At 59.5% G+C, this 17,110-nt stretch carries 14 protein-coding genes; 4 read left to right on the forward strand and 10 right to left on the reverse strand.

All coding sequences use genetic code 11. The features are described from left to right. Positions 1-16 precede the first annotated feature (16 nt). Entirely contained in the window at positions 17-553 is a 537-nt protein-coding gene (locus tag J4E00_RS12030; protein WP_208175388.1) for a dihydrofolate reductase family protein, read from the forward strand. Positions 554-639: 86 nt separating this feature from the next. Next, positions 640-945: a DUF1801 domain-containing protein gene (locus J4E00_RS12035; protein WP_317196618.1), complete on the forward strand. Its 306-nt coding sequence runs from the start codon at positions 640-642 to the stop codon at positions 943-945. A 309-nt stretch (positions 946-1,254) separates the two neighbouring features. On the opposite strand, the gene J4E00_RS12040 is transcribed toward J4E00_RS12035, so the two are convergent. After that, complete coding sequence (locus J4E00_RS12040; protein WP_208175390.1) at positions 1,255-1,848, reverse strand: hypothetical protein; 594 nt, start codon at positions 1,846-1,848, stop codon at positions 1,255-1,257. A 372-nt stretch (positions 1,849-2,220) separates the two neighbouring features. On the opposite strand from J4E00_RS12040, the gene J4E00_RS12045 reads away from it, so the two are divergent. Continuing rightward, entirely contained in the window at positions 2,221-3,876 is a 1,656-nt protein-coding gene (locus J4E00_RS12045; protein ID WP_208175391.1) for a hypothetical protein, read from the forward strand. A gap of 269 nt (positions 3,877-4,145) precedes the next feature. Next, on the forward strand, positions 4,146-5,789 hold the full coding sequence (locus J4E00_RS12050; RefSeq protein ID WP_208175392.1) for a hypothetical protein: 1,644 nt from the start codon (positions 4,146-4,148) through the stop codon (positions 5,787-5,789). Positions 5,790-5,877: 88 nt separating this feature from the next. Here J4E00_RS12050 and J4E00_RS12055 read toward each other — a convergent pair whose 3' ends face one another. The 9 genes from J4E00_RS12055 to J4E00_RS12095 all read right to left on the reverse strand — a co-directional run bounded on the left by J4E00_RS12055 (position 5,878) and on the right by J4E00_RS12095 (position 16,894). Next, positions 5,878-6,156 (reverse strand): hypothetical protein, encoded by a 279-nt coding sequence (locus J4E00_RS12055; protein WP_208175393.1) that lies wholly within the window; start codon positions 6,154-6,156, stop codon positions 5,878-5,880. Positions 6,157-6,259: 103 nt separating this feature from the next. Then, a complete protein-coding gene (locus J4E00_RS12060; protein ID WP_208175394.1) occupies positions 6,260-7,252 on the reverse strand; it encodes a DUF4249 domain-containing protein in 993 nt (330 codons plus the stop codon). A 12-nt stretch (positions 7,253-7,264) separates the two neighbouring features. Next, on the reverse strand, positions 7,265-9,631 hold the full coding sequence (locus J4E00_RS12065; RefSeq protein WP_236049718.1) for a TonB-dependent receptor: 2,367 nt from the start codon (positions 9,629-9,631) through the stop codon (positions 7,265-7,267). A 334-nt stretch (positions 9,632-9,965) separates the two neighbouring features. Then, on the reverse strand, positions 9,966-10,664 hold the full coding sequence (locus J4E00_RS12070; protein ID WP_208175395.1) for an OmpH family outer membrane protein: 699 nt from the start codon (positions 10,662-10,664) through the stop codon (positions 9,966-9,968). A gap of 94 nt (positions 10,665-10,758) precedes the next feature. Further along, on the reverse strand, positions 10,759-13,383 hold the full coding sequence (locus tag J4E00_RS30010; RefSeq protein ID WP_208175396.1) for a T9SS type A sorting domain-containing protein: 2,625 nt from the start codon (positions 13,381-13,383) through the stop codon (positions 10,759-10,761). A 178-nt stretch (positions 13,384-13,561) separates the two neighbouring features. After that, positions 13,562-14,521, reverse strand: coding sequence for a succinylglutamate desuccinylase/aspartoacylase family protein (locus J4E00_RS12080; protein WP_208175397.1), 960 nt, complete (start codon positions 14,519-14,521; stop codon positions 13,562-13,564). A gap of 170 nt (positions 14,522-14,691) precedes the next feature. Then, positions 14,692-15,645 carry a 30S ribosomal protein S6--L-glutamate ligase gene (rimK, locus tag J4E00_RS12085; RefSeq protein ID WP_208175398.1) on the reverse strand — a complete coding sequence of 318 codons (954 nt, stop codon included), beginning with the start codon at positions 15,643-15,645 and terminating at the stop codon, positions 14,692-14,694. A 171-nt stretch (positions 15,646-15,816) separates the two neighbouring features. After that, entirely contained in the window at positions 15,817-16,293 is a 477-nt protein-coding gene (locus tag J4E00_RS12090) for an ATP-dependent zinc protease (RefSeq protein WP_208175399.1), read from the reverse strand. A 283-nt stretch (positions 16,294-16,576) separates the two neighbouring features. Then, positions 16,577-16,894 carry a 2TM domain-containing protein gene (locus J4E00_RS12095; RefSeq protein WP_208175400.1) on the reverse strand — a complete coding sequence of 106 codons (318 nt, stop codon included), beginning with the start codon at positions 16,892-16,894 and terminating at the stop codon, positions 16,577-16,579. Positions 16,895-17,110: the final 216 nt, after the last annotated feature.

The following is a 17,110-nucleotide window of genomic DNA, read 5'->3' on the forward strand; positions in this document are numbered from 1 at the left end:
TTTTAGCTGCTGTATTATGTGCAAAGTAGTTGCCGCCGAATACCTATCTCTTGATGGCGTGATGGAGAATCCCGCCTGGACCACCCCCTATTTCAACGACGAACTGGGCGAGTTTCAAAGCGAGCTGATGCAGACCGCCGACGCCCTGCTACTGGGCCGCGTGACCTACGAAGCCTTTGCCAGCGCCTGGCCCAACATGCCCGACGCCCCCGGCGCCACCATCATGAACAGCCTGCCCAAGCATGTGGCCTCCCACACGCTGCAAACCGCTGAATGGAATGCCGAAATCATCCAAGGCGATGTGGCCGCTGCCGTGGCTAAGTTGAAACAGGAGCCTGGCCAAAATCTGTTGATTTACGGCAGTGGGCAGCTGGTTGAATACCTGCGTCAGCACCAGCTCATCGATACCTACCGCATCATGATTTTCCCGGTGGTATTAGGCAGCGGCAAGCGGCTGTTCACCGCCGAAATCGGTTCTGAGTTTAAGCTCACTAATACTGCGACAACCAGCACAGGCGTCGTTATCCTCACCTATAAGCGCGCCGGTTCCTGATTCATGCCCGGAACCACTCCGCCCAAATCCGCGCCGCCGCAAACCGTCGAGGAGTCCCCGCACCGCCTCAGCCACCATTGCGGGCGGTGGCTGAGGCGGTGCGGCAAAGCATCCTGGTCACCGACCCTACCATTGGGGAACAGATTAAATGGAACTCGCCCAGCTTCTACTACACGGGCGAAATGCCACCCTTCGACCCGAAGGAATACCGACGCGACATCGTTGTGATGAACCTACACCGAGGCTACCTGCTGCTGGTTTTCCCAACTGGTGCCGCCATTGCCCCCAATAGCCTGCTGGAGGAAAGCTACGCCGACCGCCGGCGGCTGGTAGCCATCCGTAACCTTGCCGGTGCGCAGGCCAAAGCCAACGGCCTGCAACAGATACTCTGACAGTGGCTGCCATTGGCCAACCGTAGAGCGGTTTCGGCAACAGTGGCTCGTAGCGCGAACTTTCCGTTCGCTTCTTGAAGCGACGCAGGGACGCGAACGGAAAGTTCGCGCTATGCCCAGCCGGCACATTGAGGCCTAAAGGACTCTAGCCTATTGTTTTCAAGTTATCATGCAGAGCGGGGCGACGCATCTTTACCGCGGCAGTAATCCAATCAACGGGATTTACTACTGCGGTAAAGATGCGTCGCCCCGCTTTGCATGACGGGCTGTCTACTACCTAATAAGTACGATATTACGCTGCTGCGGGGGCTACTTCGCAGCTGCTACCACTACCCGCGTGTTGGCCGGCAGTGGAATCTCGCGGGCGGTTTCGAAAGTTCCGGCTTCGGGTGCGGTTTCCTCTACGCGGCGCTGCACGATGCGCAGGCGGTGGCCGTCTACGCTCAGTACGGCCAAGTCCTGGCTGGTGCCAGTGGAGGCCGAGTAGCTGCGGAAGCCCATTAGCATGTCGCTTGGGAAATTGGCGGCCTTGGCTTTGGCAGCGTCTACCACGTCGGGCTTGCTCATGAATTTGCCGAGGTCGATATCCAGCGGCTTGCGTCCCTGTAGCAGCAGGTGGGCACTGGTGCGCGGATGGCTGGGGTCGTCGGGGTCGGGAGTGGACTTGAAGCTGAACGACATTTTCATCGTTTCAGCTTCGGTCAGGGCTGGCGTGGTGGCGGTAGCGGTGGCCGCGCCTTCGGCGGGCGGCGGGGTGACAGCAGCCGTGGCCGAATCGGTGGAACTGGGGGCGGGCGTAACGGCCGCCTCGGGGGCAGCAGTGGGCGTGGAGGTAACGGGGGCCGTTTGGTTGCAGCCGGCTAGTAGCACTACCGCGCTCAACGCAACTATTTTACTATTCATGAGAAGCCAAATAAGGGGAGATTACGTCTGTAAGATTAAGCAAAATTATAGCGCTTCTTTCGTTGAAGCACCGCTATACCTACCCGATTTTCAATCGTTTCTGCATTGCTGTTTTCAAATAAACCCGTCGCTTGCGGCCTACCCAGTACAAATACCGGTTTTTATTGGAATTATATATAGTGGCATAATTTTAGCGGGCATAAAAGCGATTTCTTATATCATTATCGGCTAGTAGTTCAACGCATCAAGCACCATTGTCTACCTATTGTATACCAGCTTATTAAGCGAATAACCAGCCTTCGTTTTTGCTAATCAATCGTTTTTTTTTCACTCATTTCCATTTTTCACCCTTTCACTTTTCCCCTCCTTTCTATGTTTTCACGCCTACGTTTTCTCATCCTCCTGCTGTTCGGGCTCGGACTGGGCTTTGCCCGGCAGGCTCAGGCATCGCACGCTCAGGGCGGCAGCCTCACCTACACCTCGTTGGGCGGCAATAGCTACCGGGTCCGGGTCGATTTCTTTCGCGACTGCTCGGGCATTGCGGCTCCCACGTCCTTTACTCTTAACTGCACCACAGCCTGTGGTGCAGCTGGTACAACGGTTGTTCTGAACCAAGTCGGTGCCCCATTCATTGGTACGCCTTATAACTCGACTATTCAGCCGACGGCAGTATGCCCTTTGACTGGCAGTGCGCCAGCCAGCGCACCAGCCAACTTTGCGGCCTTTCGCTACGAGGGCACTGTGACGTTGACCCCCAATCAGTGGATTTTGGCGGCAGAAGAATCGGCTCGTCCCTCCGTTACCAATCTCAGTAACAGCGGAACCCTGCGGCTCGAAGCTACACTCGACAACCGCGGCCGCGTGAACAACTCGGTGGCCTACAGCAACCTGCCTACTTTCTTCGTGCCCTACAACCAGCCTAACCTGCTGCAAATTGGTGCTTTCGATGCGGACGGCGACTCGCTTTCGTATGCCCTGGACCGGCCTCTGGGTGGCTGCAATACCTATGAAACCTATGCGACTTACCCCACTACGAGCTGCCAAACCGGACTTGACCCGCTTTGCAGCCGCCGCTTTATCAACTGCACTAGCCCTGCCAGCAATTACTCGCAGTCTCTGCCGATTTCTGTTGCCAACGACACCGTATATGAGAACGGTTCAACTACCCGACCGGCCTGCCCTGCTTCTGGCAACCTCGTGACGGCTACAATACAGCCCCGCTTCTATTTTTCGGCGCTACAGGGCAGTTTCAGCTTCACACCTAACCGCTACCTGCTCACGTCTTCGGCTTACGGAGACAACAAGTACGTGGTGGTAGTGAAAGTGACCGAGTGGCGCCGGGAGAACGGTGCCTACGTGGCCATTGGTACTACCCGCCGCGACATGCTCTGGATTGTGTACGACGGTGGCACGGCTGCCATACAGCCTCGGTTGTCGCCGACGGTGACGGTGCAGAATGGCTCGCAGACCAGCAGCCAAGCCCTGACGGCTCCCATTGCCGTACAGGCCGGCGAGCCCATCTCCGTCACCTTCTCGGCCACGACCACCGGCGCCACGCCCCTGGCCTTCACCCTGGAACAGAACACGGTGCCCGGTGCCGTCATCCAGCCCGGTGCCACGCCCGGCACCGGCCGCCTCACTTTCACCCCGCCCTTGAGCCTGCCCAATGGCACCTACCGCGTGAGCGTGACCGTGACCGATGATGCTGCCCCTTTGCGCAATATTATTACCGTACCCGTCGCCTTCCGCGTGTACCGCACCGCCCTGGCTACTTACAATGCTGCTGCTTCGGCCCAGGTTTCGGCCTACCCCACGCCTTTCACCGAGCAGGTGCAGTTCCAGCTGCCCACGGCCGGCGTGCAGCAACTCACCGTCTGCGACAACCTGGGCCGCGTGGTGGCCCACCTCACCAGCCAGGTCGATGGCAAAGTGCAGTGGGCTCCCGGCGCCAACGTGCCCGCCGGCCTCTACTCGGCCCGCTCCGCCGATGGCAAGCTCTCCATCCGACTACTGCGCAGCGCTCAGTAAGTACCTTTTTGAGGATGCTATCATACAAGACCCCGTCATTATATGGCGGGGTCTTTTTCTGCCAAAAAAATGATAAATAATTCATAGCGAACCCCATACTGGCACCATTTTGGTGGTTTTTGCTAAGGCAATAGTCAGGCGCTGGGACACAGTTTAAAAGATGGTGCTGATGCTAAAAATGCTGTTCTACTGCTGCGCTTACGCACTTGCTGCTGGATTGATTTCTTCATTTGATTCTCTCTTTTGCTTCCACTTCTCCCCTCCTTTCTATGTTTTCACGTTTACGTTTTCTTATCCTCTTTTTAGCCGGTCTGAGTCTAGGGTTTGCCCGGTCGGCTCGGGCCTCGCACGCGGTGGGTGGTAGCCTTACCTACACCTCGTTGGGCGGCAATAGCTACCGGGTCCGGGTCGACTTTTTCCGCGACTGCTCGGGCATTTTTCCTCCCTCCTCCCTCAACCTGAACTGCCAGACGGCATGTAGCAGTACGGGCACCACAACAACCCTAAATATGGTAGGGCAACCTTTTTATGGCTCACCCTATAGCTCTGCAGTTCAGCCCACTGCAGTGTGTGCGTTAATTGGGGGAGTGCCTACCGGGCCGGTCAACTTTGCTACTTATCACTACGAGGGTACTGTGACGTTAGCTCCCAACCAGTGGATACTGTCGATAGAAGAAGCAAGCCGTCCCTTAATCACTAATCTCAACTCAGCCGGCAACTTACGCCTTGAAGCCACGCTTGACAATCGGGGCCGCGTAAACAATTCGGTCACGTTCAGCAGCCAGCCCACTATCTTTCTGCCCGTCAACCAGAACGCCCTGCTCCACATCGGAGCATTTGATGTGGATGGCGACTCGCTTTCCTACAGCCTGGAACGGCCCCTGAACGCCTGCAATAGCTACGAAACCTACACCACATATCCCGGCGTGGGCTGCACCCCAGCCATCGACCCGCGGTGTGGCACTCGTCTCATCAACTGCACCACTCCTTCAAGTGGATACACGCAGTTTTTGCCTATTGCGGTAAGTCAGGATACGGTATTTGAGAATGGGTCCATTATTCGCCCGGCATGCCCTCCGAATATTGTTGTGGCTACCACGCGCCCCCGCTTTGCTTTTTCCGCTTTGCAAGGCACCTTCAGCTTCACACCCAACCGCTACCTCGCCACACCGGCGACGGATGGAGACAACAAGTACGTGGTGGTAGTGAAAGTGACCGAGTGGCGCCGCGAGAACGGCGCCTACGTGGCCATTGGCACCACCCGGCGCGACATGCTTTGGATTGTGTATTCCAGTCCTACCGCCGCCACACCGGTTCTTTCTCCGGTGATGACCGTGCAGGATGGCTCCCAAACCACTACGAAGCCCCTGACGGCTCCCATCGCCGTGCTGGCCGGCGAGCCCATCTCCGTCAACTTCTCGGCCTTTATCCCCGGCACCACGCCGCTGGCCTTCACGCTGGAGCAGAACACGGTGCCCGGCGCTGTTATCCAGGCGGGGGCAGCCGCTGGCATGGGCCGCCTCACTTTCACGCCGCCGCTGAGCCTGCCCAACGGCACCTACCGCGTGAGCGTGACCGTGACCGATGATGCCTCGCCCCTGCGCAACCTCATCACAATTCCTGTCACGTTCCACGTGTACCGCACGGCTTTGGCTACTTACAACGCTGCCGCCTCGGCCCAGGTTTCGGCCTACCCCACGCCCTTCACCGAGCAGGTGCAGTTCCAGCTGCCCACGGCTGGCGTGCAGCAGCTCACCGTCTGCGACAACCTGGGCCGCGTGGTGGCCCACCTCACCAGCCAGGTCGATGGCAAAGTGCAGTGGGCTCCCGGCGCCAACGTGCCCGCCGGCCTCTACTCGGCCCGCTCCGCCGATGGCAAGCTCTCCATCCGACTGCTGCGTAGCGCCCAATAAGCGTAAAACAGCTAACTCGTTAAACATAAAAAGGGCCCGCTACTATCATAGCGGGCCCTTTTTAGAATAAAACCAAAGCGAAGAACTCTTACCAGCGGCGGCCGTGACCGTGCCCGCGATAGTAGTAAGGTCGGGGGGCGTAGTACACCGGACGTGGTGCATAATAAACCGGGCGCGGGGCCACAATAACGGGCGGCGGAGCGGGGTACACTACCACCGGGCGGGGTGGATAATAGTAGCGAGGGCCATAGTAAGCGCGCGGATAGTAGCCACCCGAGCCAATGGTTACAGAAACCTGCGCGTTGGCCGCGTGGCTGCCCAGCAGCAGAAACAGGCCCAGTGTCAGAAACATTGATTTGGTCCGCATAAGATTCGCGCCGGAGCGCGTCGTTTAGGTTAGGATGAAAAACCAGTTTTATGGGATTTGGACGAAAACATCGAATCCAGGTTTAATGGTTCGATAAGGAATTTTACGGAAGTGCGATGCGGTAGGTGACATCGGTGGCCCCACCAAACAAGCCGTAGCCGTTGCGCACATTGGAGGCCAGGGGTGCGGGCTCGGCAAAGGGGTTGCCGTCGCTGTCGTAATAACGGCGGCGCGAAAGGTAAAAGTCGTACGCCTCGCGTGTGATGCTGCTGACATAGACCTCGATATAGCCCGGCTCTGGGCAGTTGCTGCTGGGTGGATAGCAGGTGCTATAAAAGCTCACATCAGCTGTCAGACTGATGCGCTGGCCATTCACATCAGTATCGGCGAAGGGGTACAGGCTGTAGTTCTGCTGGGGGCTCGATAGCTGGAACTGGCCAATGTTGCCGGCGGTGTTGCTCTGGCTGTCGTAGTCCACTTGCACCGAGCTCCAGTTGCCGGGCTGGCCCTGCCGGTCGAGCAGGCGGGCGAAGGCCATGTAGTAATTGGCGGTACCAGGGTCGTCGCGCAGTACCACATTCAGGCGGCCCGTGTACTGGCCGGAATTGGGATTAGCAGCGGTTCGGGGCACGTAGCTGCCGCTCTCCACTACGGGCGGGGCGGGCAGCGTGAGGGTGCTTTCGGCCGTTTCGAGCCCGGGCAGCGTGGCACGCAGGGTATAGGGCTGTCCCACCTGAGGCCGGAAGCCCAGCACCGGCCGGTAGTAGCCCGTAATGCCCGGATAGCCGTACTGCGGATTGCCGCCCGTGCTCACCGGTCGGTAGCGTTCCACTACGGTCCCGGCGGCATTGCGCAGCTCCACGGCGGCATCGGTGCGACCGGTTAATTGGCTGGTATCGAATACACGCTGGCTGTTGCTGATGTAGAGCTGTCGCGCATTGTACAGCTCTCCAAACGATGAATCCTGCGGCGTTGGGGTAAGATTATAGAGCAGGGCTACGCGGGGCGTGTGCGGTGGCTCGGGCAGGTCTACGGTGGTTTCGCAGTTGGCCAGGGCACTGGTGGCGAGCAGAGTGAGAAGGGTATTTATTTTCATGCTGACGATGCGTTAAAACCGAAACGTTTTGCTGAACGAAGGCAGAATGGGAAACAGTGATACCTGCCGGTAACTAAGCTTCTCGCTACCGGCGGCGCGGCCCAAATAGATGAAATAAGGGTTTTTGCGGTTGTAGGCATTGTACACGCTAAAGCTATTCACCACTTCACCCCAGCGCTTTTTCTTGGTATGGCTCAGGTCGAGGTCGAGGCGGTGGTAAGCGGCCATGCGGTAGCTGTTGCGGGACCCGTAGTCCTCAAACGTTTCGTAGGACCCCAGCTGGTAGCGCCCCTGCGAAAGCGTCACGGCGTTGCCGGTGCCGTACACGAACGTGCCCGAGAGCGTAAGCGTGGGGCTGAACTCGTGGATGACGACCAGCTTGAAGTCGTGGCGCCGGTCGTACTTGTAAGGATAGAGCTGACCTTGGTTCAGCTCCGGAAAGCGGCGGTTGTTCCAAGCCAGAGTATAGCCAATCCAACCAGTGGTCTTGCCGGTTTTCTTCTGCAGAAACAGCTCGGCTCCGTAGGCCCAGCCCTGGCCGCTGGTGATTTTGGACTCGTAATTATCGTCGGTAGTACCCACAAAATCAGCGCCCTCGCGGAACTCAATCAGGTTCTGCATAGGCTTGTAGTAGGTTTCCAGGCTCAGTTCGAAGTCCTCGCCGCCGAAACGCAGGTTGCGGGCCGCCCCTACACTGAACTGCTGGGCCTTCTGGGGCTGGGTTTTGGCCGTGGCAGGCACCCACAGGTCGGTGGGCAGGCCGATGCCGCTGTTGGTGAGCAGGTGCACGTACTGCGTGGTGCGGGCGTAGGAAGCTTTCAGGGCCCAGTCTTCGGTGAGCAGGAAGCGGCCCGACACGCGCGGCTCTACGCTTGGGTACAGCTTGCTATCTACCAGGAAGCTGTTCACGCGCAGGCCCACATTCACCTTCAGGCGGTCGGTTAGCTTCACGTCGTCTTCGACGTAGAGGCTGCCCTCGCTGGCCCCGATGCGGCGGCCCGTTGCCTGGTTCTGGCTGGGGTCGATGCTGCCCTCGCTTTGCAAGGTCCCGGGCCGGAACTGGTGCCGGATGAACTGCCCACCAAACCGGATGTAGTGGTTGGGGTTGGGCACGTAGTCGAAGTCCAGCTTTGCGCTCACATCCTGAATATTCGACAGGTAATTGAGCGAGTATTTTTCATCGCGCTGCTGGCCGTTGCTGTCTTTGTACCGGTCCTCCTGCGTCGAGCCCACATCGAACTGGTAACGCGTGTAGGTGAGGGTTGTGTTCATAAACAGCCGGTCGTTCACCACGTGGTTCCAGCGCAGAGCGGCAATGCGGTTGCCCCAGCCCAGGGCGCTTTTCTGCTTGAAGTAGCCGCCATCGTCGTTGGTCGACTCGTCGTCGGCATAAAACTCGTCGTAGCCCATGTAGCCGCTCAGGTACAGGCGGTCGCGTGAGCTCAGCTTCCAGTTCAGCTTGCCATTGAGGTCGTAGAAGTAGTAGCCGGCCGTCAAGCCATCGGTCTGGGCCTTGATGAGGGGCCGGGCCAGAATGTCGATGTAAGTACGGCGGGCCGAAAAGATGAACGAGGCCGTGTCTTTCTTGATGGGTCCTTCCAGCGTGAAGCGCGAGGCAATGAGCCCAATGGCGCCTTCGCCGTGCAGCTTCTGCATGTTGCCCTCCTTCATCGAAATATCCACCACCGACGACAGCCGCCCGCCGTAGCGCGCCGGAAACCCACCCTTTATCAGCTCCACGTTCTTGATGGCGTCGGCATTGAATACCGAGAAGAAGCCGAACAGGTGCGAGGCGTTGTAGATGGGCGTGCCATCGAGCAGCATCAGGTTCTGGTCGGGCGAGCCACCGCGCACGTACAGGCCGCTGCTGCCCTCGCCCCCACCCTGCACGCCGGGCAGCAGCTGGAGCACCTTCAGTACATCGGTTTCGCCAAACAGCGCAGGCAGCAACTTTATCTGAGCTACTGGCACGTTGATGGTACCCATGCGCGTGCTTTCGGCAATTTTCTCCTCCCTGCTGCCCACCACTTCCACGTCAGCCAGCTCGGCGGTGGAGGTTTTAAGGTGGAAATCGTGGGTGAAGCTGCGGTCGGATTTCTGCGCCAGCCGCTGCTTCTCGTAGCCCAGCGCCGATACCAGCAGCCGCACCGAATCGGAACTGGCCACCAAGGTGAGGGAGTAGAAACCGTAGGTGTTGGTGGTAGTGCCCTGGCCGCTGGCAGGGTGCACCACCGCTACCCCGGGCAGGCTTTCGCTGGTAGCACCGTCGCGCACGTAGCCACTGATAGTGAAGCGGTTATTTTGCTGCGCGTGGACCGTGGCAGCGGCCCCCAGCAGCGCCACGCTGCTCAGCGCGGCCATGCGAAAAAGTGTCTTCATGCAGAAGATAAAGTGGAAAAGAACCTGCCCCGGTCAGCAAGCGCGACGGCTAACGGCAGGCAGTTGGTTTTATTGGCGAGGTGAGTGTTGGGTGAAGAGCAGGTTTCGGCGGGGAGGGTTGCTTGGGCTTTTAAGAAAATAAACCAGGGGTACAAAGCGCCGCAAACCGGCATAGGCAGGACATCGCATAGCGCATAAAAAAGCGCGTCATGCAGAGCAGAGCGAAGCGTCTCTGCCGCAGCAGTAAATCGATTACTACTGTGACAAAGACGCTTCGCTCTGCTCTGCATGACGCGCTAAAAGCCGGCCTCGTAGTGGGCCAGCGAACCCGCTGCTACTTTTTCCGGTAGGCGGCGTTCAAATATGCCAGCACCGGCGTGGTGATATCGAGGTTTTTCTCGCCGTAGGCAATGGTGCCGCTGGGCGCCGCAATCAGAATCAGCTTGTAGCCGTGGGCTTTGCCGTAGGCTTCCACCTTTTTATTCACGCTTTCGAGCACGGTTTGGGTGAGCTTGGCTTCTTCCTGCTGGGCCTGCTGCTGCAGCATCTGCTGCTGCTGGCCCACCTGCTGCTGCTGCTCCTGCAGCTTCTGCTCGGAGGCGGCGCGCTGCTCGGCGGTGAGGCTGGGCGCTTGCTTCTGGTAGGCTTCCACGGCAGCTTTGAAGGTAGCCAGCATGTTCTGGTTCTGCTTTTCCCAGCCGCGGGCCTTGCTCTCAAACGACTTACGTGCATCCTTCATGCCCTGGTAGCCATCCAGCATCTTGCCCGATTCTACGTAGGCCAGTTTGCCCGAGAAGTCGCCGGTCATGTCCTGCACGGGCGCAGCGGCAGCCACCACCGCGGGCGCTGCTTCGGTGGCCGGGGCGGTGTCCGCCGTGGTGTCGGCGGCGGGCTCGGGCGTGGCCAGCACCGCAGTGTTTTTGTCGGTGGCAATGGCCGGGGCTACCGGCGTCTGGTTGAAATGCAGGAAGTACAAGCCGGCCACAGCCAGCGCCAGCACAATGTTAATGGTAAGCTGAAGAGGGTTTTTCATTGACAACGAATGATGATAGAGGACAAAAGTAAGGTACTGGCTCTCGCCAGCCCCATCAGCGCTAGTTTGGCGGCAGCAGTTGGTTCGAGCCCCCTTATTCCACCAACAAGCGCTCAATGAACTGGCCGCAACGCACCAGATATATGCCCGCAGGCAGGCCGCTCAAGTCCAGCAAGGCATCGGCCCTGAGCGGAGTGGGGTAGCGCCGCACCAAGCGCCCTTCTACATCAAGCACTGTGATGGGCTGCGCGGAAATGCCGGCGGGCAGGCGCAAAGCCGCCGTGCCATGAGCAGGATTGGGGAAAACGGCTGCCCGAATAGCCACCGTTGCAGCTGCCACGGCCAGCGGGGCGTTGGGGTCGTATACTCCGAAATGCACGGTGACTTTGCTCCCGTCGCCCAACATGTTAAATGGGCCGCCCACGTATACTTTGCCTGTAGGCGCAGCAACCAGCGCCGCCGTGAAGCGGTTCAGGCCAGTACCCAGTGGGGTCCAGGCAGTGCCGGTCCAGCGGGCTATGCTGGGAGCCGATGCACCACCGGCCTGGCTGAATAGGCCGCCCACGTACACGTCGCCATTGGGCGCTACGCCTATTGCCTGAACTTGGCTGTTCACTCCGTTGGCAGTGCCCGTACCCAGCGCGCTCCAAGTGGTGCCATTCCAACGGGCAATGCGGTTGGCAGGTACCCCGCCAGCCTGGGTGAAAGCACCGCCTACATAGAGGTCGCCGTTGGCCACCATGGTCATGGCCAACACGCTATTGCCACTGCCTACGCCGTTGGTGGTACCGGTGCCAAGAGCGCTCCAAGCGGTGCCGTTCCAGCGCGCAATAGAATTGGCCGGCAATCCGCCGGCCAGCCCAAAGCCGCCCCCGGCGTACACATCACCATTGCCCGCGATAACTAGGGCTTGCACGTTTTCTACCGAATTGCCAGACCCCAGGCCGGCACCCAGGCCAGACCAGGCCGTGCCGTTCCAGCGGGCCACTTTGGGTGCCGGCACGCCCCCAACCGCGCTGAAGAAGCCTCCCACATACACGTCGCCGCTACCCGCCACAGCCACGGCCAGCACATTGCCATTAGCACCGGTGCCCAAGGTGCTCCAGGCGCTGCCGTCCCATTTGGCCACACGAGCCGCTGACACGCCGCCGGCCTGGGTAAACTCGCCGCCCACATACACCTCGCCGGTAGACGCCACAGCTAACCCATGCACAATGTTGTTTACGCCATTGGCGGTGCCAGTGCCCAGTGAGCTCCATGCCGAGCCGTTCCACCGGGCCACATTGGTGGCCAGTACCCCGCCGGCCTGCGTGAAATTGCCGCCCGCATACACATCCCCATTGGGCGCTACAGCCAGCGCGTAGACGGTTCCATTAATGCCCCGGGCGCTGGCTGGACCCATTGTGCTCCAAGCCGTACCATTCCATTTGGCTACGTTGTTAACCGGCACGCCATTAGCCTGTCTGAACTCGCCGCCGATGTACACCTCGCCAGCCGCTGTCACGGCCATCGCCAGGATAAAGGAGCCCGTCACTCCATTGGTGGTGCCTGAGCCCAGCGTACTCCAGGTGCTACCGCTCCAGCGCGCAATTCTATTGGCCGCTACTCCACCGGCTTGCAGAAACTGGCCACTCACATATAGGTCCCCGTTGCCGGCCACTCCCAGCGCCGAGACAGCCCCCGCTATTCCGTTGGTAACGCCGCTGCCTAACAAGTTCCAGCTGGTTCCATTCCAGCGGGACAACGAGTTCGTGGTTACCCCGCCCGCCTGGGAATAGGAACCGCCCACGTACACGTCGCCGCTGCCGGCCACAGCCAGCGCATACACGGCTCCGTTCGTGCCATTGGCAGTGCCAATGCCCAGCGAAGTCCAAGCCGAGCCACTCCAACAGGCCACGTTAGCAGCAGCCACATTGCCCGCTAGGCTGAAGCTGCCGCCTACGTAGAGGCTGCCGCCCGGGGCCACAGCCAGCGCAGATACGTTGCCGTTGACGCCATTGGCCGCTAGGGTCCCTAGGGGGCTCCAGGCAGTGCCGCTCCAGCGGGCTAGGCGGCTGGCTACCACACCACCTGCTTGGGTAAACTGGCCCCCAACGTACACATCGCCAGTGCTGCCCACGGCCAGCGTGGATACGCGCGCATTCACGCCATTGGCGGTACCAGTACCCAGGCTGCTCCATACCGAGCCGTTCCACCGGGCGACGTTATTGGCCACAACTGCGCCGGCCTGCGAAAAGGTACCGCCCGCATACAAGTCGCCGTTGGGCGCCACAGCCAGTGTGTACACAAACCCATTCACGCCATTAGCAGTCCGGGTGCCCAGGCTGCTCCATGCCGTGCCGTCCCACTTAGCCACGTTGGTAGCCGCAACCGCGCCGGCTACGGTAAAAATACCGCCCACGTACACGGTAGTACCCGTCTGTACGACGGCCAGCACTTGGTCGTCAGTGCCATTGGGCAAGCCAAAACCGTTTTGCCAACGCTCGTCGCCCGTACCGGTAACAGTGGCGGGCCGAAACACAGGCCGGCCATCAGGCGCCGTACTCATCCGAAAGTGACGGGCATCGAAAGAACCTGCTAAGCCCGTTTTCAGGGTCCCGTCGGGGTTAAGAGCAGTAGCCAGCGAATGCGCGACCAGAGCTGTACCAGCGGGAGTCTTAGCCAAAGCCGGCTGCCAGAAGCACAGCAGAAGCAACAAATACAGTAAGTAATTTTTCACAATATGTCTGTAGAAAAAGAATTGAAAAGACCTGAAAGATAAAGCCCTCCGAGGCATAAGACAGGCCAACGGGTGACGGGCCAAATGCTACCCGGCACCCGTTGGTCCCCATATTCAGGGTTTGCTGCGCTTACAAGAGGCAGCGCAAAAGCTGCTAAGCATGCCTATGTCTTCATTCTTACTCCGGCACGGCAATGTGCAGCAGCGCGTCGCCCTGGTTCACCACGGGCATGTGGTTCAGGCCTATTACGTAGCCACTCACCGGCGACTCCAGCCGCACGGACTGCTGCCCGTAGGGGTCGCCTACGGAGCCATAAATCTGGCCTTTCTTGATGAACTGCCCATTCTCAACATGCGCCCGGAATACGCCTGCAAACCGTGCCCGCAGCCACGTATGCCGCCGGCACGCAATGCTGGGTCGGGCGGGTGCCGGTGCCTCCGGTCCCATGCCCAGGTGGTAAAGCACGCGTAGCGTACCAGCCACTGCCTCTTCAATACCGGGTTCATCCAGGCGCAAGCTCTCGCCGGTTTCATACACAATCATGCGCTTGCCCAACTCGTGCGCAGCCTCGCGCAACGAGCCGCCACGCAGGCCCGCGTGCAACGTAAACGGTGCCCCAAAGGCCGCCGCCATAGCATCTATTTCCGGGTCGACACCCAGCAGGGCACGCACCTGCGGATAGTTGGCTCGCGCCGCGCCACCCGTATGAAAATCAATACCATAATCAATCAGCGGCATGATTTCGCGCATGAAGCGGTGAGCCACGCGCCCGGCCAACGAGCCACGCGGAAAACCTGGAAAAGAGCGGTTTACGTCCTTGCCATCGGGCACGTCGCGGCTGAAGTTCAGAAACCCGTATATGTTGAGAATCGGAATGGCGATGATGCTGCCCCGCAATGGTGTTAGTAGCTCGCGCCGGACGAGCCGCCGGATGGTTTCGATGCCGTTCACCTCATCGCCGTGCATGCCGCCCATCAGCAGCAGCGTGGGGCCGGGCACCGTGGAGCGCAGCACATGCACCGGCACATCAATCACCGTGCCCGAAGGCAGCTTCGAAATCACCAGCCGCGTGAGCACCCGTTCGCCGGGCTGAATGGTGAGACCGTTGAGGTGAAAAGCGGTGGGCGAAGCAGGCATAAGCACGAGAGAGCAAAACTTCCCTCCTTGACGAAGAAGGGGCTGTCCGCGCTGTAGCACGGACGGGGGTGGTTGAATCGTTGAACGACAGCCGCGCAAAGCCAGAACGATGCCAGAACCGTCCCCCGCCCATCATTCAACACTCCAACCGCCCCGTTTCAGCGTCGTCCTTACTTGCCCGTCGGCACGTCCGATTGGGCATCTACTGCCTGGCCGGCCCCTATTTTGGCTTTGGGTTTGGCTTTCTTCCGAGAGGTCAGGTTGGCGGTGTATTCGATAATGCGGCCGGCAATATCAAGCTTGGTGGCCTTCTCAATGCCTTCGAGGCCGGGCGAAGAGTTGACTTCGAGCACCAGCGGGCCGCGCTTGCTTTGCAACATGTCCACGCCCGCAATTCCCAGGCCTAGCGCCTTTGTGGCCAGCAGCGCGGCAGCTTTCTCGGCCCGGCTAAGCTTGACCAGCGTGCCGCTGCCGCCCCGGTGCAGGTTGGAGCGGAATTCGCCCTCCTTGCCCTGCCGCTTCATGGCGCCTACCACCTCACCATCCACTACGAAGGCACGTAGGTCAGCCCCCTTGCTTTCGGCAATGAATTCCTGCACGATAATGCGGGCCTTCAGGTTGTGAAAAGCCTCGATGACGGACTGTGCGGCCTTGGCCGATTCGGCCAGCACCACGCCCAGGCCCTGCGTACCTTCCAGCAGCTTGATGATGACCGGGGCACCGCCTACCTGGTTTATCATAGCGGGCACGTCTTCGGAGTAGTTGGTGAAGGCCGTCTTGGGCATGCCCACGCCAGCACGACTCAGAATCTGCATCGAACGCAGCTTGTCGCGCGAGCGCACAATGGCCTGACTATCGACCGCGGTACGCACCTTCATCATCTCAAACTGCCGCACCACGGCCGTGCCGTAGAACGTGACCGAAGCCCCAATGCGCGGAATAATGGCATCGAACCCTTCCAGGGTAGCCCCCTGGTAGATGATGCCCGGCTTCCCCTTTTCCAGCACAATGTTGCACTGCAAATGGTCGATGACCACAGCTTCGTGGCCTTGGGCAGCCGCGGCCTCCACCAGCCGCTGGGTGGAATAGGATTTCGGCTCACGCGAGAGAATGGCCAGTTTCATCGTGGAGGGGGTGGTGGAGGGGTGGTGGTAAAGCAGAGGGAAAGCCAGAACGCCATGCTGTGCTTGGTAAGGCAGCTTTGTCGCAACGATAATTCAATCAAAGGAAAATAGTTGTGCGGTAGCGGTGCTTCGCCAAGTTGAGCATGGCCAGCTACCACACTACAAAACTACTCAGCGACGCGTGCGCCGGGCACCAGCCCGGGCCAAAGTCTTGTACGAAAGGTTGCGCTTGGCCACATCGACGATGAACCTTCCCTGCCGCAACAGGCTGCGCCCCAGCAGTACGGGATACTTCATATCGGAGCGGTCGGAGAGCGAAAACTCGGCTTCAAAATCTTCCCCATACAGCCGCACCACCGCCCGGATAACGTAGCGCTCCTGCACTTCACCGTTAGAAGAGCGGATGTCGCGCAGCACAAACTCAGTGAAGGCCAAGGCGCACCCATCGGCACTTTCGTGGCCGGGGTCGAGCAGGTTTACCACCAGCGTGGCCGGTTGGCCGGCGGTGGTCTCGATGTGAATGTTGGTGCAATGAATGGCGCTGGTGTAAGCACCGGTGTCCACTTTGGCTTCCACCTCGCGCAAGGCAAAGGCGGGGAAATCCACCAGCTCGCGGCGGCCGAGGATGCGCTTGGGGGGGCGGTTCATGCGGTGAAGATAGCCACTGCTCCGCACCGATAACCCAATGCCCTCCCCTATCGCACGCTTCGCCCCATAAAACAGCATTTGCAAGCCCTCCGGTAACGACCGGAAGGCTTGCAAATGCTGTTTTATGGGGTGCGGACTAGCCCGGAAGGGTCAATATAGCAGTATGAATGAGGCTGCTCCGGGTGGGAAGGCCTCATAAAACTATATGAAGCCTTATGGACTTACCTGCACCAGTTAATATTCCATGTTGCATCGCTAATGCGCAAGCAAGAGGCAACTTACCTTAGCGATACTTGTCCAGAGGGTCGGCACGCCGGGCTTGCTCCCGCATCAGCTGCTCGTATTCGCGCTGGGTGCGCTGCTCGCGGCTCATGCCGCTCGTGTTACCATAGGCGGCAATGCCGTTCATTACCAGCCCAAAGCCCCAGAAAGCCGTCGTCCAGATGGGCCAGGGCAGGCCACCGTGGAACTGGCCGTCGGTGAGAGCCCAAATCACCCAGAGCATCGCATTTATCACCATGTAAGTGACCAGGTGCGATTGAAATTTGGCTCGGGCTTTGGCCTTTTGCCACAGGTAGGGGTCGCGTTGCAGGGATTCCATGAGCTTGGGGATGAGGGTGGTTGAAATTGATAGTCAAAGCTAGCTTCCCGCCCTGCCGGCGGGCAACTTGTTGTTGCCGAACGGTAGCCAGCGGATGCCGAAGCGTCATGTGGAGGCACTGAACTGCAAGCAAGCCCGCGAGCAAAAGCCATTTCGGCCGCGTAAGCACTCAATCGCAGGTCCCGTACTTTGCATTACACCCTTTCCAAATTTTCA

Origin of the sequence: Hymenobacter negativus (assembly GCF_017571495.1) — a bacterium.
GTDB classification, from domain to species: Bacteria; Bacteroidota; Bacteroidia; order Cytophagales; family Hymenobacteraceae; genus Hymenobacter; species Hymenobacter negativus.

Bases quoted from the DNA above. Each gene is read 5' to 3' on its own strand.
- J4E00_RS12060 (WP_208175394.1), bottom strand. From the start codon at position 7,252: ATGAAAATAAATACCCTTCTCACTCTGCTCGCCACCAGTGCCCTGGCC.
- J4E00_RS12065 (WP_236049718.1), bottom strand. From the start codon at position 9,631: ATGAAGACACTTTTTCGCATGGCCGCGCTGAGCAGCGTGGCGCTGCTG.
- J4E00_RS12045 (WP_208175391.1), top strand. From the start codon at position 2,221: ATGTTTTCACGCCTACGTTTTCTCATCCTCCTGCTGTTCGGGCTCGGA.
- rimK (WP_208175398.1), bottom strand. From the start codon at position 15,645: ATGAAACTGGCCATTCTCTCGCGTGAGCCGAAATCCTATTCCACCCAG.
- J4E00_RS12090 (WP_208175399.1), bottom strand. From the start codon at position 16,293: ATGAACCGCCCCCCCAAGCGCATCCTCGGCCGCCGCGAGCTGGTGGAT.
- J4E00_RS12055 (WP_208175393.1), bottom strand. From the start codon at position 6,156: ATGCGGACCAAATCAATGTTTCTGACACTGGGCCTGTTTCTGCTGCTG.
- J4E00_RS12080 (WP_208175397.1), bottom strand. From the start codon at position 14,521: ATGCCTGCTTCGCCCACCGCTTTTCACCTCAACGGTCTCACCATTCAG.
- J4E00_RS12050 (WP_208175392.1), top strand. From the start codon at position 4,146: ATGTTTTCACGTTTACGTTTTCTTATCCTCTTTTTAGCCGGTCTGAGT.
- J4E00_RS12095 (WP_208175400.1), bottom strand. From the start codon at position 16,894: ATGGAATCCCTGCAACGCGACCCCTACCTGTGGCAAAAGGCCAAAGCC.
- J4E00_RS12070 (WP_208175395.1), bottom strand. From the start codon at position 10,664: ATGAAAAACCCTCTTCAGCTTACCATTAACATTGTGCTGGCGCTGGCT.
- J4E00_RS12030 (WP_208175388.1), top strand. From the start codon at position 17: ATGTGCAAAGTAGTTGCCGCCGAATACCTATCTCTTGATGGCGTGATG.
- J4E00_RS12040 (WP_208175390.1), bottom strand. From the start codon at position 1,848: ATGAATAGTAAAATAGTTGCGTTGAGCGCGGTAGTGCTACTAGCCGGC.